At 65.6% G+C, this 17,583-nt stretch carries 15 protein-coding genes; 10 read left to right on the top strand and 5 right to left on the bottom strand.

From position 1 onward, the window contains the following. Positions 1-121: 121 nt before the first annotated feature. The 8 genes from coxB to N0D28_RS13710 all read left to right on the top strand — a co-directional run bounded on the left by coxB (position 122) and on the right by N0D28_RS13710 (position 6,832). Positions 122-1,087 (top strand): cytochrome c oxidase subunit II, encoded by a 966-nt coding sequence (gene coxB / locus N0D28_RS13745; protein ID WP_260560059.1) that lies wholly within the window; start codon positions 122-124, stop codon positions 1,085-1,087. Then, on the top strand, positions 1,084-2,808 hold the full coding sequence (locus N0D28_RS13740; protein ID WP_260560058.1) for a cytochrome c oxidase subunit I: 1,725 nt from the start codon (positions 1,084-1,086) through the stop codon (positions 2,806-2,808). Before coxB ends, N0D28_RS13740 begins: the two co-directional genes overlap by 4 nt. Continuing rightward, the gene (locus N0D28_RS13735) at positions 2,805-3,467 is read left to right on the top strand and encodes a cytochrome c oxidase subunit 3 (RefSeq protein WP_260560057.1); all 663 of its coding nucleotides are present in this window, start codon (positions 2,805-2,807) and stop codon (positions 3,465-3,467) included. Before N0D28_RS13740 ends, N0D28_RS13735 begins: the two co-directional genes overlap by 4 nt. Continuing rightward, positions 3,464-4,054 carry a cytochrome c oxidase assembly protein gene (locus N0D28_RS13730; protein ID WP_260560056.1) on the top strand — a complete coding sequence of 197 codons (591 nt, stop codon included), beginning with the start codon at positions 3,464-3,466 and terminating at the stop codon, positions 4,052-4,054. Before N0D28_RS13735 ends, N0D28_RS13730 begins: the two co-directional genes overlap by 4 nt. After that, complete coding sequence (locus N0D28_RS13725; protein WP_260560055.1) at positions 4,038-4,412, top strand: hypothetical protein; 375 nt, start codon at positions 4,038-4,040, stop codon at positions 4,410-4,412. Before N0D28_RS13730 ends, N0D28_RS13725 begins: the two co-directional genes overlap by 17 nt. Beyond that, positions 4,412-4,996 (top strand): QcrA and Rieske domain-containing protein, encoded by a 585-nt coding sequence (locus N0D28_RS13720; protein WP_260560054.1) that lies wholly within the window; start codon positions 4,412-4,414, stop codon positions 4,994-4,996. Before N0D28_RS13725 ends, N0D28_RS13720 begins: the two co-directional genes overlap by 1 nt. After that, complete coding sequence (locus N0D28_RS13715; protein ID WP_260560053.1) at positions 4,993-6,447, top strand: cytochrome b N-terminal domain-containing protein; 1,455 nt, start codon at positions 4,993-4,995, stop codon at positions 6,445-6,447. The genes N0D28_RS13720 and N0D28_RS13715 overlap by 4 nt, the downstream gene beginning before the upstream one ends. Positions 6,448-6,517: 70 nt before the next feature. Then, positions 6,518-6,832: a UBP-type zinc finger domain-containing protein gene (locus N0D28_RS13710; RefSeq protein ID WP_260560052.1), complete on the top strand. Its 315-nt coding sequence runs from the start codon at positions 6,518-6,520 to the stop codon at positions 6,830-6,832. Positions 6,833-6,904: 72 nt separating this feature from the next. On the opposite strand, the gene aceF is transcribed toward N0D28_RS13710, so the two are convergent. After that, positions 6,905-8,710, bottom strand: a complete 1,806-nt coding sequence (aceF, locus tag N0D28_RS13705; RefSeq protein WP_260560051.1) for a dihydrolipoyllysine-residue acetyltransferase — start codon at positions 8,708-8,710, stop codon at positions 6,905-6,907. A 213-nt stretch (positions 8,711-8,923) separates the two neighbouring features. After that, positions 8,924-11,626 carry a pyruvate dehydrogenase (acetyl-transferring), homodimeric type gene (gene aceE / locus N0D28_RS13700; protein WP_260560050.1) on the bottom strand — a complete coding sequence of 901 codons (2,703 nt, stop codon included), beginning with the start codon at positions 11,624-11,626 and terminating at the stop codon, positions 8,924-8,926. Positions 11,627-11,811: 185 nt separating this feature from the next. Between aceE and N0D28_RS13695 the strand changes: the two genes are divergently transcribed. Beyond that, positions 11,812-12,711: a LysR family transcriptional regulator gene (locus tag N0D28_RS13695; protein ID WP_260560049.1), complete on the top strand. Its 900-nt coding sequence runs from the start codon at positions 11,812-11,814 to the stop codon at positions 12,709-12,711. Between the two features lie 2 nt (positions 12,712-12,713). On the opposite strand, the gene N0D28_RS13690 is transcribed toward N0D28_RS13695, so the two are convergent. Beyond that, positions 12,714-14,204, bottom strand: coding sequence for a S41 family peptidase (locus N0D28_RS13690; RefSeq protein ID WP_260560048.1), 1,491 nt, complete (start codon positions 14,202-14,204; stop codon positions 12,714-12,716). Positions 14,205-14,257: 53 nt separating this feature from the next. Beyond that, the gene (locus N0D28_RS13685) at positions 14,258-15,286 is read right to left on the bottom strand and encodes a hypothetical protein (RefSeq protein ID WP_260560047.1); all 1,029 of its coding nucleotides are present in this window, start codon (positions 15,284-15,286) and stop codon (positions 14,258-14,260) included. A 129-nt stretch (positions 15,287-15,415) separates the two neighbouring features. Here N0D28_RS13685 and N0D28_RS13680 point away from each other — a divergent pair, with 129 nt between their 5' ends. Continuing rightward, a complete protein-coding gene (locus N0D28_RS13680) occupies positions 15,416-16,156 on the top strand; it encodes a queuosine precursor transporter (RefSeq protein WP_260560046.1) in 741 nt (246 codons plus the stop codon). Positions 16,157-16,236: 80 nt separating this feature from the next. On the opposite strand, the gene N0D28_RS13675 is transcribed toward N0D28_RS13680, so the two are convergent. Further along, entirely contained in the window at positions 16,237-17,562 is a 1,326-nt protein-coding gene (locus tag N0D28_RS13675; protein ID WP_260560045.1) for a GH1 family beta-glucosidase, read from the bottom strand. Positions 17,563-17,583 lie beyond the last annotated feature (21 nt).

Genomic DNA, 17,583 nt, shown 5'->3' with positions numbered 1-17,583 from the left:
AACTTAATGACCGCTCAAGGCTGGGGCGGCGCTTCCCCCTGGTACTGGCGGCCCGAAGCGCAGATGCTGGAGGAACTGTGATGTTGTTCGCTGTGATGACGCCCTGCGTGAAGGTGTCCGCGTGAGTCTGCCCGCCACCATTCCCGTGTTGCAGCCTGCCTCGCCGCTGGCCCGGCCCATCACCGAGCTGATCTACATCACGCTGGGAGTGGGCGGCGTGGTCTTCTTGCTGGTCACTGGCCTGACCCTCTATTTTTCCTGGCGCTTCAAGCACCGGGGCGCGCAGGGCGAGCCGCCGCAGATTTTTGGTAATGCCCGCGACGAGATCATCTGGATGGGCGCGGCGGCAGCAGTGCTGGTGCTGCTGTTCGGCCTGGCCTGGGGGCTGATGAACAAGGTCGACCCCGAAACGGGGCAAGACGGCACGCCCGACATCAAGGTGACTGGGCATCAGTGGTTCTGGGAAGCCAGCTACCCGCGTGCGTCCAATCCGGCGGGGCAGGGTGTGGTCAGCACCGCCACTGAAATTCATATTCCCACTGGCAAACGGATGCTGCTTCAACTCGCCAGCGCCGACGTGATCCACGATTTCTGGGCACCTCAGCTGGCCCGCAAGATGGACGTCGTGCCGGGCCAGAACAACCGCGTCTGGATTCAGGCCGACAAGCCGGGCAACTACCTGGGGGCCTGTGCCGAGTTCTGCGGAGCGCAGCACGCCTGGATGCGCTTCACGGTGGTGGCCCAGACCCCGCAGGACTTTCAGGCGTGGCTGGCGGCCCAGGCCCGGCAGGCGGCCCCCCCCAGTCCTGGCGCGGCGGCCTCGGGCGCGGCCCTGTTCGTGCGCCAGGGCTGCGGCGAGTGCCACCGGGTGCGCGGACTGGGCGCGAGGGGCAACGTCGGCCCCGACCTGACCCATTTCGCCTCGCGCAGCCAGATGGCCGGGGGCGTGCTGAGCACCCGCCCCGGCGACGTGGTGCGGTGGCTGGGCAACCCGGATGCCTACAAGCCCGGCACCCGGATGCCCAATTTCCACCTGAACGACGCGCAGTTGCGCCAGCTCACGGCTTATCTGGAGACGCTGAAATGACCACCCTCAAGCCTGAAATCAGCCAGCCAGAAACGCGTCTGCCCACCGCCGAGATGGAACCCAAAGCCGCGCCGCGCAACTTCACCCGCTGGCTCTCGACGACCAACCACAAAGACATCGGCCTGATGTACCTGGCGCTCGGCTCGCTGTTCTTCTTTCTGGGCGGGGTGGAGGCGCTGGTCATGCGGCTGCAACTGGCCCGGCCCGGCAATACCCTGCTGACCGGCACGACCTACAACGAGTTCTTCACCCTGCACGGCACCACCATGATTTTCCTGGCGGTGATGCCGATGCTGCTGGGGTTTTCCAATTATCTGCTGCCGCTGCAAATCGGGGCCAAAGACATGGCCTTTCCGCGCCTGAACGCCTTCGGCTTCTGGCTCTCGGCGCTGGGCGGCCTGACCCTCTATCTGAGTCTGCTGGAAGGCCCGCCCTCGGCAGGCTGGTTCGCCTACGCGCCTCTCAGCGAACGGCCCTTCAGCATGAGCCTGGGCGTCGACTTCTGGGCGGTGGCGCTGCTGCTCACCGGCACCGGCACCACCCTGACCGCCATCAACATCATCGTGACGGCCACCCGCTACCGCGCCGTCGGCATGGGCTTCTGGCGGATGCCGCTGTTCGCGTGGATGGTCTACGTCAACGCCTTCATGATCGTGTTCGCTTTCCCGGCACTCAACGCGGCCCTGATCATGCTGGAAGTGGACCGGGTCCTCAGCGGGCATTTCTTCTCGCACGGTGGCAGCGCCCTGCTGTGGCAGCATTATTTCTGGTTTTTCGGCCACCCCGAGGTCTACATCATGGTTCTCCCGGCCTGGGGCATCATCAGCGAGGTCATTCCGGTGTTCTCGCGCAAGCCGATCTTCGGCTACGAGTTCGTGGCGGGGTCCACCGTGGCCATCGCGGTGCTGAGTTTCGCCGTGTATGCCCACCACATGTTTGCCGTCGGTTTTGCCCGCCCGGTCAATCTGGCGTTCGCTGCCAGCACCATGCTGATCGCCGTGCCCACCGGCATCAAGGTCATGAACTGGGTGGCCACCCTCTGGAAAGGCAGTATCCGTTTCACGGTGCCGATGCTCTACGCGCTGGCCTTCCTGATTCAGTTCACCTTCGGCGGCGTCACCGGGGTCAGCTTCGCGGTGCTGCCGATCGACTGGCAGGTCACGGATACGTATTACGTGGTGGCGCACTTTCACTACGTTCTGATGGGCGGCAGCCTCTTCGCCCTGCTCTCGGGCCTGCATTTTTATTACCCCAAGATGACCGGGCGGATGCTCAGCGAATCCGTCGGCAAGTTCGCCTTCTGGATGATCACCCTGGGCTTCAACGGCGTCTTTCTGGTGCAGCACGCCCTGGGCCTGATGGGGATGCCCCGCCGGGTCTACACCTATCCCGATCTGCCGGGCTGGGGAGCCCTGAACATGTTCTCGACCTTCAGCGCCTTCGTGCTGGGTCTGGGGCTGCTGCTCACCCTGATCAATCTGGTGGTCAGCTTCAAGCTGGGCCGGGTGGCCGGAAACAACCCCTGGCAAGCCTGGACGCTGGATTGGCTGACGACCAGCCCGCCGCCGAAGGAGAACTTCACCATGCTGCCGCCGATCCGCTCCAGCCGCCCGCTGTGGGACCTGACCCACCCCGAAGACCAGGACCACAAGCGGCCCCAGCGCCACGACAAGCAGGGCCAGGGCCACATCCGCGCCGAGGAACGGGGGCACGACCAATGACCGGACCATCAGTCGCCGGACAGTCTCTCAGCGGGCCAGACTATGAACCGGGACCGGGCGGTGCTGTGCTGCCGCACTTCTCCGACGCCCATCCACCTGAGTACGCCGACGCCAGTCCGCAGTCCAACGGTTTCTGGGGCATGGTGGTGTTTCTCGCCACCGACACGGTGATGTTTACCTTGCTGATCGTCGCCAACATTTACCTGCGGCGCTACTCGCACGGCCCCGGCCAGAGCGCCCTCGACCCCGGCACGACCCTCTGGTACAGCCTGGGGCTGTGGGCGTCGAGTGGCACACTGATTCTGGCCGACCGCTTCAAGAGCCGCGCCGCGCTGTCCGGCGGCCTGACGTTGCTCACTGCCCTGCTGGGTCTGGTCTTCGTGTACGGCCAGGTGCAGGAGTACCTCGGCCTGATTGCCAAGGGCGCAACTGTGGACGCCAACCTGTTTTTCACTGGCTTCTACACCGTGACCGGACTCCACGGCTTGCACGTGCTGCTGGGCGCAGTCGCGCTGACGATTCTTGGCATTCTGCGCCTGCGGGGGCTGATCGGCCCGAAGCGCTCAGGCTTCGCGGCGGGCCTGGGCATCTACTGGCATTTCGTGGACGCCGTGTGGGTGGTGCTGTTTCTGGTGCTGTACATCTGGGGTGGGCCGTGACCGCTCTGGGTCTTAACCGCTGGCCGCTCGCTGGGGCACTCCTGGCCCTGCTCGGCGCAGGCCTGCTCTACGCTTCAGGCACGGAGATGCGTCCTGGCAGCTTCAGTTCGCACATGGGTGCCCACCTGCTGCTGTCGCTGGGGGCCGCACCGCTGCTGGTGCTGGCCTTTCCGGAATGGCGGCCCCGCGTGAGTGGCCCACTGGCCTTTCTGGCCTTCAACCTCGTCACCTACGGGGTGCATCTGCCCACTATCTACGCCCGACTGATGACGCCAGCCGGAATGGCGCTCGAAAGCCTGCTGTTTGTCGGCACGGGGCTGCTGTTCTGGCTCCGGGCGGCGGGCGGAGGGCTGGGCGCGGCGACGCTCCTCCTTTCACAAATGGTGGCCTGCGCCCTGCTGGGGGCCGCCATTACGTTCAGCCGTGACGCCTACTCCATGACCGTGCCCAGCGACACCGCGCTCGGCGGCGTGCTGATGTGGGTCTTGGGCGGGCTGGTGGTCATGGCGGGAGCGGTCTATCACCTGCTTTCCCTTTTGAATTCTGGTTTGAAGTCTGGACAGGAACCCCATGAACAAGCGACCTAGTTTTTTGACTCAACTGCTCAGCCGTCTGCTGAAAGTGCTGGGCGCTCCGGCGTACTGGCTGGTCCGGCGGCTGGGGTATAGGCCCACCGCGCCCGCCCAGATTCCGATCGTCGTTTCACCTGTGCCCGTTCATAGGCCACCCGCAGAAGCCCCGTTGCCGCCCGGCTGGACCCGCCCGCGCTCAATGCAGGAAGCCAAACCGACCCTTGCGCCGGTGCTGCTGGCGTTCGGGCTGGCGGGCGCGGCCCTCGGCCTGCTCATCACCATCTGGAGCATCGTTGGCGTGGGCGTGGTGCTGGCGGTGCTCGGCGGCGCGATGTGGGCCTGGGACAGCTATCAGGAATCGGGAGAGGGTTGATGAGCGGCGCGGGCGACAAGACTGCGGCGGCTCAGAAAACCCACCAGAAAACGCAGCAGCAGCAGGACACTTCCCGCCGCAAGTTTCTGGTCTGGCTGAGTCTCGGCTCCGGCGCGGCGGCGGCGGCAGCGGCAGGCTACCCGGTGGCGCGGGCGGTGCTCGACCCGGCCTTTCAGAATAAGTACAGCCCCACAGGCGACAAGGGCGAGTGGCAGACCGTCGGGCAGCAGGCCGACTTTCCGCTGGGCCAAACGGTGCTGGTGACGTTCACCCGGCCTGACGCCCAGGCCTACGCCGGGGCCGTCAAGAAGGACACCGCCTACCTGACCCGGCGTGAGGGCGACTGGCTGGCGCTGCACAACGTCTGTATGCACCTGGGCTGCCCGGTGCAGCATCAGGCGGGTTCGGGTCTCTACTTCTGCCCGTGTCACGGCGGGGTCTACAACGCGGAGGGCACCAACGTGGCCGGGCCGCCGCGCATTCCGCTCCGGCGCTTGGGGGTGCGGCTCCAGGGTCAGGACGTGCAGCTTCAGACCGCTGCGTTGCCACTGCCGACGCTGGTGTGGCCGGGGAGCAGTTCGTGAGCAGCCCACCTGACTTTTCCGAGAAGATCATGCCCGACACGCCGGAGGCCAACCGCGACGCCCGCCAGCACGGCAAGGTCGTCGGCTGGCTGGAAGACCGCACCGGGCTGGTCAGCCGCCTCAATCAGGCGGCGGGCCACCGGGTGCCGAGGCGCAGCGGCTGGGCCTTCGTGTTCGGCAGCGCCACGTTGTTCGCCTTCATCTTGCAGGTGGTCAGCGGCATCACGCTGGCGATGTTCTTCGAACCGGCCACCGCCACCGCCTACCAGAGCCTCCAGCAGATTTCGACGCCTGGCAGCTTCGAGGCCCTCGTGCGCGGGCTGCACTACTTCGGCGCGTCTTTGATGGTCGTGATGGCGGGCATCCACATGGCCCGCGTTTACCTGATGGCCGCTTACAAATACCCGCGTGAGGTGCAGTGGCTCAGCGGGGTGCTGCTGCTGTTTCTGGTGCTGGCGATGGCCTTCACCGGGCAGACCCTGCGCTGGGACCAGAATGCCCTCTGGAGCGTGGTCGTCGGTGCGGAGCAGGCTGCCCGTGCGCCCTTCGTCGGCCCGATTCTGGCCCGCTTTCTGCTGGCCGGCGATACGCTCAACGCCGCCACACTCTCGCGCCTGTTCAGCCTGCACGTGTTCTGGTTCCCGGCGATCATGTTCGGCCTGATCGGGCTGCATGTCTTTCTGGTTCTCAGAAACGGGATCAGTGAAACGCCAGTGCCGGGGCGCAAGGTCGATCCGCGCACCTACAAACAGGACTACCAGGCCCGTGTCAAGCGTGACGGCGTGCCGTTCTGGCCCGACGCGGCCTGGCGCGACACGGTGTTCGGCAGCGCCCTGATCTTGCTAATGGTGTTTCTGGCCTGGAAGATCGGCGCACCCGAACTCGGCAAGCCGCCTGACCCCAGCATCGTGCAGGCCGATCCCAAGCCCGACTGGTACCTGATCTGGTACTTCTCGGTGCTGGCGCTGTGGCCTTACGCCGTCACCAACATCATGATCATCGCCGCGCCGCTGCTGGCGCTGGTGGCACTACTGGCCCTGCCGTTTGTCAGCAACAAGGGTGAGCGCTCGCCCAGCCGCCGTCCCTGGGCTATTGCGGCGGTGGTCGTCATGGTGGGCCTGATCTTCAGCCTGACGGTGGTGGGCTACCGGGAACCCTGGCTGCCGCATTTCAAAGCGCTGCCGCTGAGTGCTCAGACGGTGGGCAGCACCGATCCGGCAGTGATTCGCGGTGCGGCCCTGTTTCACAGTCAGTCGTGCATCCTGTGTCACCAGATTGACGGGCAGGGCGGCATTCGCGGCCCCGATCTGAGCCAGGTGGGCGCACGCCTGAGCCGCGATCAACTGATCTGGCGCATCCAGAACGGCGCGGCCAGCATGCCGCCGTATGCCGGGGTGCTGACGGATCAGCAGTTGCGCGACGTGGTGGGCTTTCTGGAGACGCGGAAGTGAAGACAGGCAGGTGAAGACGGGTAGACTTGAGCATGACCCATCTGAGCGGCGGGAAACGCCGGAGGTGAAGTTGAACGCCTTGCAGCAGCGCCGCTGCGCCCACGCCGAGGCCATCACTGAAGTGCGGCCTGAAAGCCTGGATACCTGCCCGGAGTGCGTGGCACTGGGCGACACCTGGATACACCTTCGGGTGTGTATGACCTGCGGGCACGTCGGCTGCTGCGACTCGTTCGAGAATAGGCACATCACCAAGCACTTCCACGCCAGCCAGCATCCGATCATTCGTAGCCTGGAACCAGGGGAGACCTGGGCATACTGCTACGTGGACAGGTGGATGGTGGGCGGCAGACAAATGACGGTTGAGGTCAGTAATTTCCGTTCCTGACTCTGGGAAAACGAGAGAGAATGCTAAAAAAGCCCCTGCCGAAGTTGGCGGGGGCTAGGTTATTTCAAGTGTTTACAGCGAGATCAGGAACGGGTCTTCCAGGCTCTCGGCAATCGCCCGCACGAAGCGGGCCGCGTCCGCGCCGTCAATCAGGCGGTGGTCGTAGCTGAGCGAGAGCGGCAGCATGTTGCGCGGCTCAAACGTCTCTGTTTCCTTGTTCCAGACTGGCTCGAAACCGCCGCGCGAGACGCCCAGGATCGCCACTTCCGGCGAATTGACAATCGGCGTGAAGGCGTAGCCGCCGATGCCGCCGAGGTTGGAAATCGTAAAGGTCGCGCCCTGCATCTCGTCGGGCTTGAGCTTGCGCTCGCGGGCGCGTCCGGCCAGCTCGCTCAGTTGCAGCACCATCTCGGTGATGCTGAGCCGGTCCGCATTTTTCAGCACTGGCACCAGCAAGCCGTTGGGGGTGTCCACCGCCACGCCGAGGTTGACATAGTCCTTGTAGATGACCTGCTGATTCTCCAGGTCCAGGCTCGCACCGAATTTGGGGAACTTGCGCAGGGTGTTCGCCACGACCTTCATCAGGATGTGGGTCATGGTGAGCTTGCCGCCCGCCTTCTCGACCCGCGCCCCGAACTGCTTGCGGACCTCTTCCATGCGCGTCACGTCGGCCTTGTCGAACTGCGTGACCATCGGAATGCTGGTGGAAGCGTTCATGCTGCGGACGGTGGCCTTGCGAATGCCCGACATGTCCTCGCGGCGCACTGTGCCCCACTTTTCAAAGTCGGGCAACCTGGCGGCGGCGGGGACTGCCTGGGCAGGCACCGCTTGAGAGACAGCAGACGCTTGCGGAGCGGGAGCCTGAGCAGCGGCAGGTTGAGCCTGCGCTACCTGAGCCGGAGCGCCGCCCTTGGCCGCCTGCTGCACGTCCTCGGCGCTGATGCGTCCGGCGGGGCCTGCGCCCTGCACCGACTTGATGTTCACGCCGAGTTCGCGGGCCAGCCGCCGTACGCTGGGGGCCGCGTGAACCACGTCGCGTCCGTCGAAGGTCTGCGGGTTCTGGGTCCCTTGCGAGTTGGGATTCTGCGCTCTGGGCTGCTCGCCGCCGTTCTGGGCTGCAGGCGGCAGATTGGGCTGCTCGGTGATGTTATCGCTGGCGATAGGGGCTGGTGTGGACCCTTGCTCAGCTTGAGCGGGTACGCTCGGAGCCGGAGCCGCGCCGCCCGCCCCGGTCCCACCCGCCAGGGTCAGCAACACGCCGCCGATCTTGACCGAGTCGCCCACCTTGACCATCACTGAAGCGACCTTGCCCGCCGCGCTGGAGGGCACTTCCACCACGGCCTTGTCGGTTTCCAGCTCCACGATGGCCTGCCCCTCGGTGACCATGTCGCCCTCGCTGACCAGCACCGTGACCACCGTGCCCTGCTCGATGTTGTCGCCCACATCCGGCAGCACGATGTTCTGTCCGGTCCTGCTCGAAGCTGCAGGTGTAGGGCTGGCCTGTTTGGTTGCACCCTGGTCGGGAGTGGGCTGCTGCACGGCGGCAGGCACAGCCAGAGGAGCCGATTTCACCTGCATGGTCTCGTCGCCGCCGCCCTCGCTGGGAGACGCGGCGGGCACGCCCTGGGCCTGGGAAGCTGCGCCGTCTGCCAATGTCAAAATGACGCCGCCCACCGGCACGCTGTCGCCCACGTTGACTTTAACCTCGGCCACCGTGCCGCCTGCCTCGGCGGGGACTTCCACGACAGCCTTGTCGGTCTCGATTTCGATGATGGCCTGGCCCGCTTCGATGGTGTCGCCCACCTTGACCAGCACGCTGACGACGGTGCCCTGTTCGATGTTGTCGCCCACTTCGGGGAGTTTGATTTCGGTTGGCATGGAGGATTCCTTTTGGGCTGTGGTGAAGTGAGGTTTGGGGGAAGAGCAATCGCTGCGCTCGCTCACCCCTTCTCTCAGTCTCTCCCAAGAGTGGAGAGGAGCGAGACCCTGATCTTTGCGCTTTTACCGCTTGCCCCTTGCGGGAGTGGGGCGTTACGAAGCGGCGGGGTGAGGGACAAGTGCGCGCCAGCGATTGCCCTCAAATCAGCTCAATCAGCGAACCACCGGGGCCAGCCGCTCCGGGTCAATCCCGAAGTCGCTGATCGCCTTCGCTACCACGTCGCCCTTAATCTTGCCGTCGCGCAGCAGGGCGTAGAGCGCCATTACCGTGACGTGCCGGGCGTCGGTCTCGAAGAAGTCGCGTAACTCGGCCCGGGCCTCAGAGCGCCCGAAGCCGTCGGTGCCGAGCGTCCACAGCTTGCGGTCGATGTGACCGTTGAGGCCGTCCGCGCCGAGCTTCACGTAGTCGCTGACCGACACCAGCACGCCGGGGGCGTTGTCCTTGTTGAGCTGCTGGGCCACGTAGCTCACCTGCGGCGTTTCGGTGGGGTGCAGCATGTTATGACGCTGCACGGCCAGCGCTTCCTGGTGCAGTTGCTTGTAGCTGGTCACGCTCCAGATGTCGGCGGCGACGCCGTAGCCTTCGAGCAGTTTGACCGCTTCCTGCGCCGCGCCCATGGCCGGGCCGCTGGCGAGCAGTTGGGCACGCAGCTTGGCCTTGCTTTCGGACTTCTGAAAACGGTACATGCCCTTCACGATGGCGTCGTGCAGGCCCTCGACGTCGGGCGCGGCGGGCTGAATCTCGTTCTCGTTGTCCACCATGATGTAGTAGAAAACGTCCTCGCCGTCCACGTACATCTTCTTGATGCCGTCTTCCACGATGGCGGCCAGCTCGTAGGCAAAGGCCGGGTCGTACATTCGCAGGTTCGGCACGACGTAGCCTTGGAGCAGACTGTTGCCGTCCTGGTGCTGGAGGCCCTCGCCCGCCAGGGTGGTGCGCCCGGCGGTGGCCCCGATCAAAAAGCCCTTGGCCTTCTGGTCGGCGGCGGCCCACACCAGATCGCCCACGCGCTGGAGGCCGAACATGCTGTAGAACACGTAAAAGGGAATCGTGGGCACGCCGTGGTTGGCATACGAAGTGCCCGCCGCGATCCACGAGGCCATCGCCCCGTCCTCGGTGATGCCCTCTTCGAGCATCTGGCCGTCTTTGGATTCCTTGTAGGCCATCAAGGAGCCGCTGTCGACCGGTTTGTAGGTCTGGCCACGTGGCGAGTAGATGCCGATGCGCGGCACCAGCGCGTCCATCCCGAAGGTGCGGGCCTCGTCGGGCACGATCGGCACGATCAGCTTGCCCAGCTCTTTGTCGCGCAGCAGTTTGCTGATGACCTGCACCAGCGCCATGGTCGTGCTGACCTGGCGCTCGCCGCTGCCCTTGGCGAACTCCTGATAGAAGTCCTGTCCCGGCACCTCGGGCATCTGGTACTCGACGTGGCGGGCCGGAATCTGTCCGCCCAGCGCGGCGCGGTGCTCCAGGATGTACTTGACTTCCGGCGAATCGGGGCCAGGATTGTAGTACTCCAGGTGCTCCACCTGATCGTCGGTAAGCGGCAATTTGAGGGTGTCGCGCAGGGTCTTGAGGGCACCGAAATCCAGCTTCTTGACGTTGTGGGCCACGTTGCGGGCCATGGCGCTCTCGCCCAGCGCATAGCCCTTGATGGTGCGGGCGATGATCACGGTGGGGCTGCCCCTGTGCTTGATGGCCGAGGCGTAGGCCGCGTACACCTTGTTGACGTCGTGCCCGCCCCGGTTGAGCAGTTCCAGATCGGCGTCGCTCCAGCCCTCGATCAGGGCCTTGAGTTCGGGGGTGTTGAAGAAGTTCTCGCGCAGTTCCTTGCCGCCGAAGGCCGCGTAACGCTGTGACTCGCCGTCCACCAGCAGCTCGAAGCGCTTGACGATGGTGCCGTTGTAGTCCTTACTCAGCAGTTCGTCCCACTTGCCGTCCCAGACCACCTTGATGACGTTCCAGCCTGCGCCCCGGAACAGCGCCTCGAACTCCTGAATGACCTTGGAGTTGGCCCGCACCGGCCCGTCGAGGCGCTGCAAGTTGGCGTTCAATACAAAAATAATGTTGTCGAGGTTCTCGTAGGCGGCAAACCGGAGCGCCCCGATACTCTGCGGCTCGTCCATCTCGCCGTCGCCCAGGAAGGCCCACACCTTGGCGTCGCCGACCGGCTTGAGCTTGCGGTTTTCCAGGTACTTGATGAACCTGGCCTGATAGATCGCCTGAATCGGGCCGAGGCCCATACTGACCGTCGGGAATTCCCAGTAATCGGGCATCAGCCACGGGTGCGGGTAGCTGGAGAGGCCCGGCCCCTCTGTGCTCAGCTCGCGGCGAAAGCGGTTGAGGTGGCCCTCGTCAAAACGGCCCTCCAGAAAGCTGCGGCTGTAGATGCCCGGCGAGGTATGGCCCTGATAAAACAGCAGGTCGCGGTCCTGGCCTGCGCCGTGACCACGGAAAAAGTGGTTGAAACCGACTTCCAGCAGCTCGGCGGTGCTGGCGTAGCTGGCCAGGTGTCCGCCGATGCCGTCGCTGTTCTTGTTGGCCTTGACGACCATCGCCACCGCGTTCCAGCGGATGATGTTGCGAATTTTCAGCTCCAGCGCGATGTCGCCAGGGTAGACCGGCTGATGCTCCGTGCCGATGGTGTTGAGGTACGGCGTGTTCTGCTTGAACTGAATCGGCGCGCCGTGAAAGTAGGCGTAGTAATCCAGGTCTTCGAGCAGCTGTGCGGCCCGCTCGTCTCCGGCATTGGCCATCACGAAGGCGAGTGAGTCGAGCCACTCCTGCTTTTCGATCTCGTTGAGTTTTTCGCGCTCGGGCGCGGGCAGTTCGGCGCGGGGACGGGTCTGGGTCATGCGGGGGTTCCTCCAGCGGAAAAAGTCAAGGTAGGGCGGGGCGTATTTTGATCGCCTCTCAGTCTAGGCCCGCAGATTGCAAAGCGCCAACAGCGCAAACGGCTATGATTCACCAACCTGGATGGTAAATGGGAAGTAGGATGTGGTGGGTGGAGAGGGGCATCGCTTTGCCCCAAAGGAGCCACATGGAACTGCGCCACCTGCGTCATTTTGTCGCTCTGGCCGAGGAAGGCCACTTCGGACGCGCCGCCGAGCGGGTGTTTGTCGTGCAGCAGGCGCTCTCCAATTCCATCAAGAATCTGGAAGACGAGGTGGGCGTGCCGCTGGTGCTGCGGACCACCCGCAAGGTGCAGCTCACTCCGGCGGGGCGCGAGTTTCTGGAAGCGGCCCGCTCGACGCTTGAGCAGGCCGATCAGGTCATCGAGCGGGCGCGGCGGGCGGCCAGAGGCGAGGTGGGCCGCCTGACTCTGGGCTTCGTCTCGGGGATGGTGTTCGGCGGGCTGCCGGACGTGGTGCGGACCTTTCGTGAGCGCTACCCGAACGTCAGCGTGGCCCTCCATGAACTCACCGCCCAGGAGCAGGAACTCGGTCTTCGGGCCTCGCAACTCGACATCGGGCTGATGCTGCTGCCGGTGCGCGATCCGGGTTTCGCGTTTGAGGCGCTGTGGCGGCAGGAACTGGTGGTAGCGCTGCCGAGTGCCCACCCGCTGACCCGCAAGGCGTCTTTGAACATCGCCGACTTTGCCCACGAGCCGTTCGTATTCTTCCCGCGCCAGATTCGCGCCGCTTACTACGATCAGGTGATGCGCTGGTGCGCCTCAGCAGGTTTTGCGCCGCGCATCGTGCAGGAGGCCATCGAGGTGCCCACCCTGCTGTCGCTGGTCGCGGCGGGCCTGGGTGTGTTTTTGCCGATCCGCTTTTTCGAGCGCGTTTCGCTGCCGGGCGTCACCTACCGGCCCATTGAAGGTGCGCCCGTGGTCGACATCGTGGCAGTGTGGCGCAGGCAGGACGACAACCCGGTGGTGCGGGCCTTTTTGCAGGTGGCGCGGGAAGTGCTGATCTCAGAGCGGGTGGGGGAGGACTGAACTCACTGCCCCCGTGCCAGCGCCGCCTCCAGCGGCAAATCGGTGCCGTGCGCCAGCGCCTTCAGGTCATCACTCACGGCCACGTCCGGCGCGACTCTGGCCGTCAGGTACTGGCCGTCCAGCGAGCGGCTGCGCGCCACCGTGACGCTGAGCCCCCGGAGGCCCGGCAGATCGTTGATGTTGGTGGCGGTGTTGCCGACGCCCACCGTGACCTCGCCCAGCGCGGTGGCCCCGGCTTTTTGCAGCGTCTCGGTGACCACCTCGCTGGCGCTGGCACTCTCGGCGTTGACCAGCACCTCCAGCTTGCCGGTCCACCGCGCCGGATTCTGGATGGTGGTCAGCGCCTGGCTGCCGGAAAAGCACACCCCGCGCACTGCCACCTGGCCGACCGCACTGCTGCCCTGATAGAAGAAGGTGTAGTCCTGCGCGTCGAGAAATTCCAGGGTCTGTCCGGCCAGTTGGGGCGTGAAGGCGGCGCTGACGGCGGTGGCCTCGCTGACCAGCCCGCCCCGGTTGCCGCGCAGATCCACGATCAGGCGGCTGGCTCCGGCGCTCTGGGCTGCCCTCACCAGATCGTGAACTCGCTGGGCGGTGCCCTCGGTGGCAAATGAGGGAATCCTCAGCAGATACGTTGAGCCGACGAGCTGGCCGGACGGCAGGGAACTGCTGGCGATCACGGCGGGCGTCACCGACACGGAGAGTTGCGCCGCGCCGCGCCGGATGCCGAGCGTCACGCTCTGGCCGGATTTGGCCGCCGCACCAAGTACCCCGGAGTAGGCGCTGGCCGCCGCGTTGTCGTCCTGGCCGTCACGGGTGAGCAGTGCGGCGTTCACGCTCAGGATGGTGTCGCCGCGCTGCAGGCCTGCCTGAGCGGCAGGCGTGCCCGCGCCCACGTCGGTCAGCACCGCGCCGTCCTCGCCCGGTACGGCGGCCAGGCTGAAGCCGAAGCGCGGGCCGCTGGTCGGCGCGCCGCTGCTCTGATTCTTGAGTGCCTGATAGCTGGCGGGGTCGAGGTAGAAGGTGTGCTCGTCGTTGATGCCTGAGACGTACTGATCCATCAGGGGGTCGGCGGCGGCGGGAATGGCCTGCTCTAAGCTGCCGAAGGTCTTGCGGAAATTGGCTTCCCACGTTTCGTGAAGCGCTTGCAAATCCACCGTGCTGAAGCCGTAATACGTCGTGTTGATGAGCGTGCGGGTATCGGTGAGCAGGCCTGCCAGTGTCGCGGCGCTGGTCTGGGCGCTGAGGCGGCCCGGCGCGAAGCTGGTATAGGCCAGCCGGGCCAGATCGCCACCGCTGAGCTGCGAGGCCAGGCTCTGCGCCGAGCAGTCGGGCTGGGCCGGGCGCATCAGTCTGGGCACGGTGGGTAGGTCATTGCTGCGGGCACTGCTGCCGGAGCTGTTGGCGGGCGGGGCGGCAATCTGCGGGGCGGTGCCGCAGGCACTCAACAGGCCCACGGAAAGAAGCAGGGCGCGGCGGGTCAGCAATCGGTTCACGCTCCGTAGTGTGGCGTACCGAGGTGCGAAATCGGTGAAGGCGATTCGGGCCGCTAGCGTTGATCTGGCGGTCTCAGCGCCGTTTTCCAGGGACCCAGCGACGTGTTCAGGGTGGCCGGGTTCAGAGCGGTTGGGCCAGAACCGGCATCGAGCACGGCAGCCACGTCCAGCGCGAAGCCGCGCGACCAGGCGGCCAGGGTCATCAGCAGGCCGTAAAGCAGACCCGAGAGCAGCAGCAGGGCGGCCAGGCCCCACATTACCCCGCGAAAAATGGCGGTGCTGAACCCGAAGGCGGCGTTGTCCTCGAAAGCTTGCCCCAGCCCCGGTACGGCGGCCACCACCAGCACCATCAGGGCGGAGAGTAGAAGGGTCGCCAGCCCCAGGCCCAGCACGACCAGGCTGAAGATCAGCCAGCCGCCCGCCGCCGTGGCCGCTGGCGTGACCGGCACTGGAGTGCCGCGCGCGTGGCTGAGGGCCGCCGCGAAGAAGCGCTTGATGCTGCCCAGCACCAGCCAGGTCAGGACGACGGTAGGCACGCTCTGGGCCAGTCCGCTCAGCAGCACCAGAACGGTCTCCGGGCCGCCCAGAGACATTTCTCCATTGTCCGGCAAGAGCACCTGCGACAGGCCGAATGACGCCGCGACGATGCCCAGGCCCAGCACCGCCGAGGCCAGGGTGCCCCACTGCCAGACGCCCAGCCAGGTGATGAAGCGCTTCACGTCGCCGCTCAGCGCGTCGGGTCGCCCGCCCGAACGCCCCATTGAAAAATCCCCAGCCGAAGAAACATAGTCGCGCAGGCTGAGAATGGCCCGCCGCGCCGCTGAGAGTGCCAGCAGGTACGGCAGATAGAACAGGGCCGTGAGCACGAAGCCCAGGCCGAAAATCCAGGTGGGCAGCGCACTGCCCGCGCCGAGTTCCTGCCAGAACGACCCGGAAAAGGCCCACAGCGCCGCCAGCACGCCCAGGCTGAGGAGGGCCAGCAGCGTGTACAGGCCGATCAGGAGGCTGAGGCCGCTGCCGATGCGCTCGGCACGGGTCTGCATACCCTGGCGCGCAAGTTCGGGAGCAGGAAGCTGGGTCATGTCCGTATGCTGCCACGGCGGACGGGGCGCTGTGCCGGGTGAAAGAAGTCCTGACTGACGGCAGCCAGCCGTTACACTGCGCTTTGGCGCTCGCCTACTGCGCGAGTTGGCCGTCACAAGGAGGGCCGCATGTCCAGCGACCAGAGTGGAGTTATCCCCGTCCCCCGTCCCGCTTCCTCCCTGCCCCAGCCGCGCCTGCGTTACTTCGACCTGATCCTGGGCCTGTTCGCGGCGGTGCTGATCATCTCCAACATCGCCAGCACCAAGACCGCCACCCTGAATCTGGGATTCTGGCGACCCACCTTCGACGGCGGCACCATCCTCTTTCCGCTGACCTATATTTTCGGCGATCTGCTGACTGAGGTCTACGGCTACGCCCGCTCGCGGCGGGTCATCTGGTTCGGGCTGGCGATGAATGTGCTGGCGACCCTGACTTTCGCGCTGGTGGCGGGCCTGCCCGAGAGCGCCGACAGCCCCACCAAGGGGGCGTTCGGGGTGGTGTTCGCCTTCGCGCCGCGCATCCTGCTGGCGTCCACAGCGGCATTCTTCGTGGGCGAGTTTCTCAATTCCTACGTGCTGGCCCGCCTCAAGCTGCTGACGGGGGGCAAATGGCTGTGGACCCGCACCATCGGCAGTACCCTGATCGGGCAGGGGGCCGACACGCTGGTGTTCAGCCTGGTGGCCTTCTGGGGCGTGCTGCCGAACGACGTGCTATGGGGACTGGTGCTGTTCAACTACGTCTACAAGGTGGGTCTCGAAGTGGTGCTGACGCCCGTGACCTACGCCGTCGTCGCCTTTCTCAAGCGGGCCGAGGGCGTGGATACCTTTGACCGCCATACCGATTTCAATCCGTTTCGACTGGGCAACTGACAAGCCCTGAAACTGAACGCCCCTACAGCGGGACGTGCTGTAGGGGCGTTCAGTTGGAATCCGGTTCGGCTCGGTCCGGCTCAGCTTTTTGCCAGCGCCTGATACCACCTGGCGCTGTCTTTGAGGGTGCGTTCCTGTGTCTCGTAGTCCACATAGACCAGTCCGAAGCGCTTGGAGTAGCCGTAGGCCCACTCGAAGTTGTCCATCAGCGACCAGCCGAAGTAGCCGCGCACGTCCACGCCCGCTTCACCTGCTGCCAGCACCGCCCGCAGGTGGCTTTCCAGATATTTCACCCGCTCGGGGTCATGGATATCGCCCTCGGCATTTTGCGTATCTGGGTAGGCCGCGCCGTTCTCGGTGATGAAGATGGGCGGCAGGGTGTAGTCGGCGTGCAGGCGGATCAGCAGATCGCTGAGGCCCTGCGGAAACACTTCCCAGCCCATATCGGTGGTGACGGCTCCGGCAGGTTGCTCACCGCTGGCCGAGATATAGCTGCGGGTGTAATAGTTGACGCCCAGGAAATCGAGAGGCGCGCGGATGATCTCGAAGTCGCCTGCCTCCACGACCGGCACGTCCGTGCCGTAGCCGTCCCAGATGTCTCGGGGGTACTCGCCCCTGAAGACCGGGTCGAGGAACCAGCGGTTGAAGCGTCCATCGGCGACGGCGGCGGCGGCCCCGTCGGCGGGGGTGGCGGGGTAGGCTGGGCCGAGGTTGAGCACTGTGCCAAGGTCGGCTGACAACTTCAGCGCCCGCAACTCCTGCATCGCCAGCCCGTGTCCCAGGAGCAGGTGGTGGGCCGCACTCAGGGCGGCGGGGCGGTCGTGCCAGCCGGGGGCGTGCTCGCCGATCTCGTAACTCAGGATGCTGGCGCACCAGGGTTCATTGAGGGTGGCGATGCTGCGGACCTTGTGGCCCAGCCGCTCGCCGATGATGCGGGCATACTCGGCAAAGTGGTGCGCGGTCTGGCGGTTGGTCCAGCCGCCCTGATCCTGGAGGGCCTGTGGCAGGTCCCAGTGGTAGAGCGTCAGGTGCGCCGCAATGCCGCGCTGACTCAGGCCGTCCACCAGGCGTTCGTAGAAGGCCAGGCCCGCCTCGTTGGCCGCTCCGGTGCCGCTCGGCTGAATGCGCGGCCAGGCCACCGAGAAGCGGTAGGCGTCCACGCCCAGACTCTGAATCAGGTCGAGGTCCTGCTCCAGGCGGTGGTAATGTTCGCAGGCCACGTCGCCGTTGGTGCCGTCACGGATGCGTCCCGGCTCGCGGCAGAAGGTGTCCCAGATGCTGTCGCCGCGCCCGTCCTCGTGGGTCGCGCCTTCGATCTGAAACGCGGAGGTGGCGACGCCGAAGACGAAATTGGGCGGGAAGTTCTGGCGGGTCAGGGGTTTGATGTCGGGTGAAGTGAGGGTCATGGTTCTCCAGAAATGGGGGAG

The sequence above is a fragment of the Deinococcus rubellus genome, assembly GCF_025244745.1.
GTDB classification, from domain to species: Bacteria; Deinococcota; Deinococci; order Deinococcales; family Deinococcaceae; genus Deinococcus; species Deinococcus rubellus.
The sequence above is the reverse complement of the archived record's forward strand: the minus strand, read 5'-3'. Positions and strand labels throughout refer to the sequence as shown.

Excerpts from the sequence above, each read along its gene's own strand:
- N0D28_RS13740 (WP_260560058.1), top strand. The coding sequence starts at position 1,084 with ATGACCACCCTCAAGCCTGAAATCAGCCAGCCAGAAACGCGTCTGCCC.
- N0D28_RS13735 (WP_260560057.1), top strand. The coding sequence starts at position 2,805 with ATGACCGGACCATCAGTCGCCGGACAGTCTCTCAGCGGGCCAGACTAT.
- N0D28_RS13725 (WP_260560055.1), top strand. The coding sequence starts at position 4,038 with ATGAACAAGCGACCTAGTTTTTTGACTCAACTGCTCAGCCGTCTGCTG.
- N0D28_RS13720 (WP_260560054.1), top strand. The coding sequence starts at position 4,412 with ATGAGCGGCGCGGGCGACAAGACTGCGGCGGCTCAGAAAACCCACCAG.
- aceF (WP_260560051.1), bottom strand. The coding sequence starts at position 8,710 with ATGCCAACCGAAATCAAACTCCCCGAAGTGGGCGACAACATCGAACAG.
- aceE (WP_260560050.1), bottom strand. The coding sequence starts at position 11,626 with ATGACCCAGACCCGTCCCCGCGCCGAACTGCCCGCGCCCGAGCGCGAA.
- N0D28_RS13695 (WP_260560049.1), top strand. The coding sequence starts at position 11,812 with ATGGAACTGCGCCACCTGCGTCATTTTGTCGCTCTGGCCGAGGAAGGC.
- N0D28_RS13685 (WP_260560047.1), bottom strand. The coding sequence starts at position 15,286 with ATGACCCAGCTTCCTGCTCCCGAACTTGCGCGCCAGGGTATGCAGACC.
- N0D28_RS13680 (WP_260560046.1), top strand. The coding sequence starts at position 15,416 with ATGTCCAGCGACCAGAGTGGAGTTATCCCCGTCCCCCGTCCCGCTTCC.
- N0D28_RS13675 (WP_260560045.1), bottom strand. The coding sequence starts at position 17,562 with ATGACCCTCACTTCACCCGACATCAAACCCCTGACCCGCCAGAACTTC.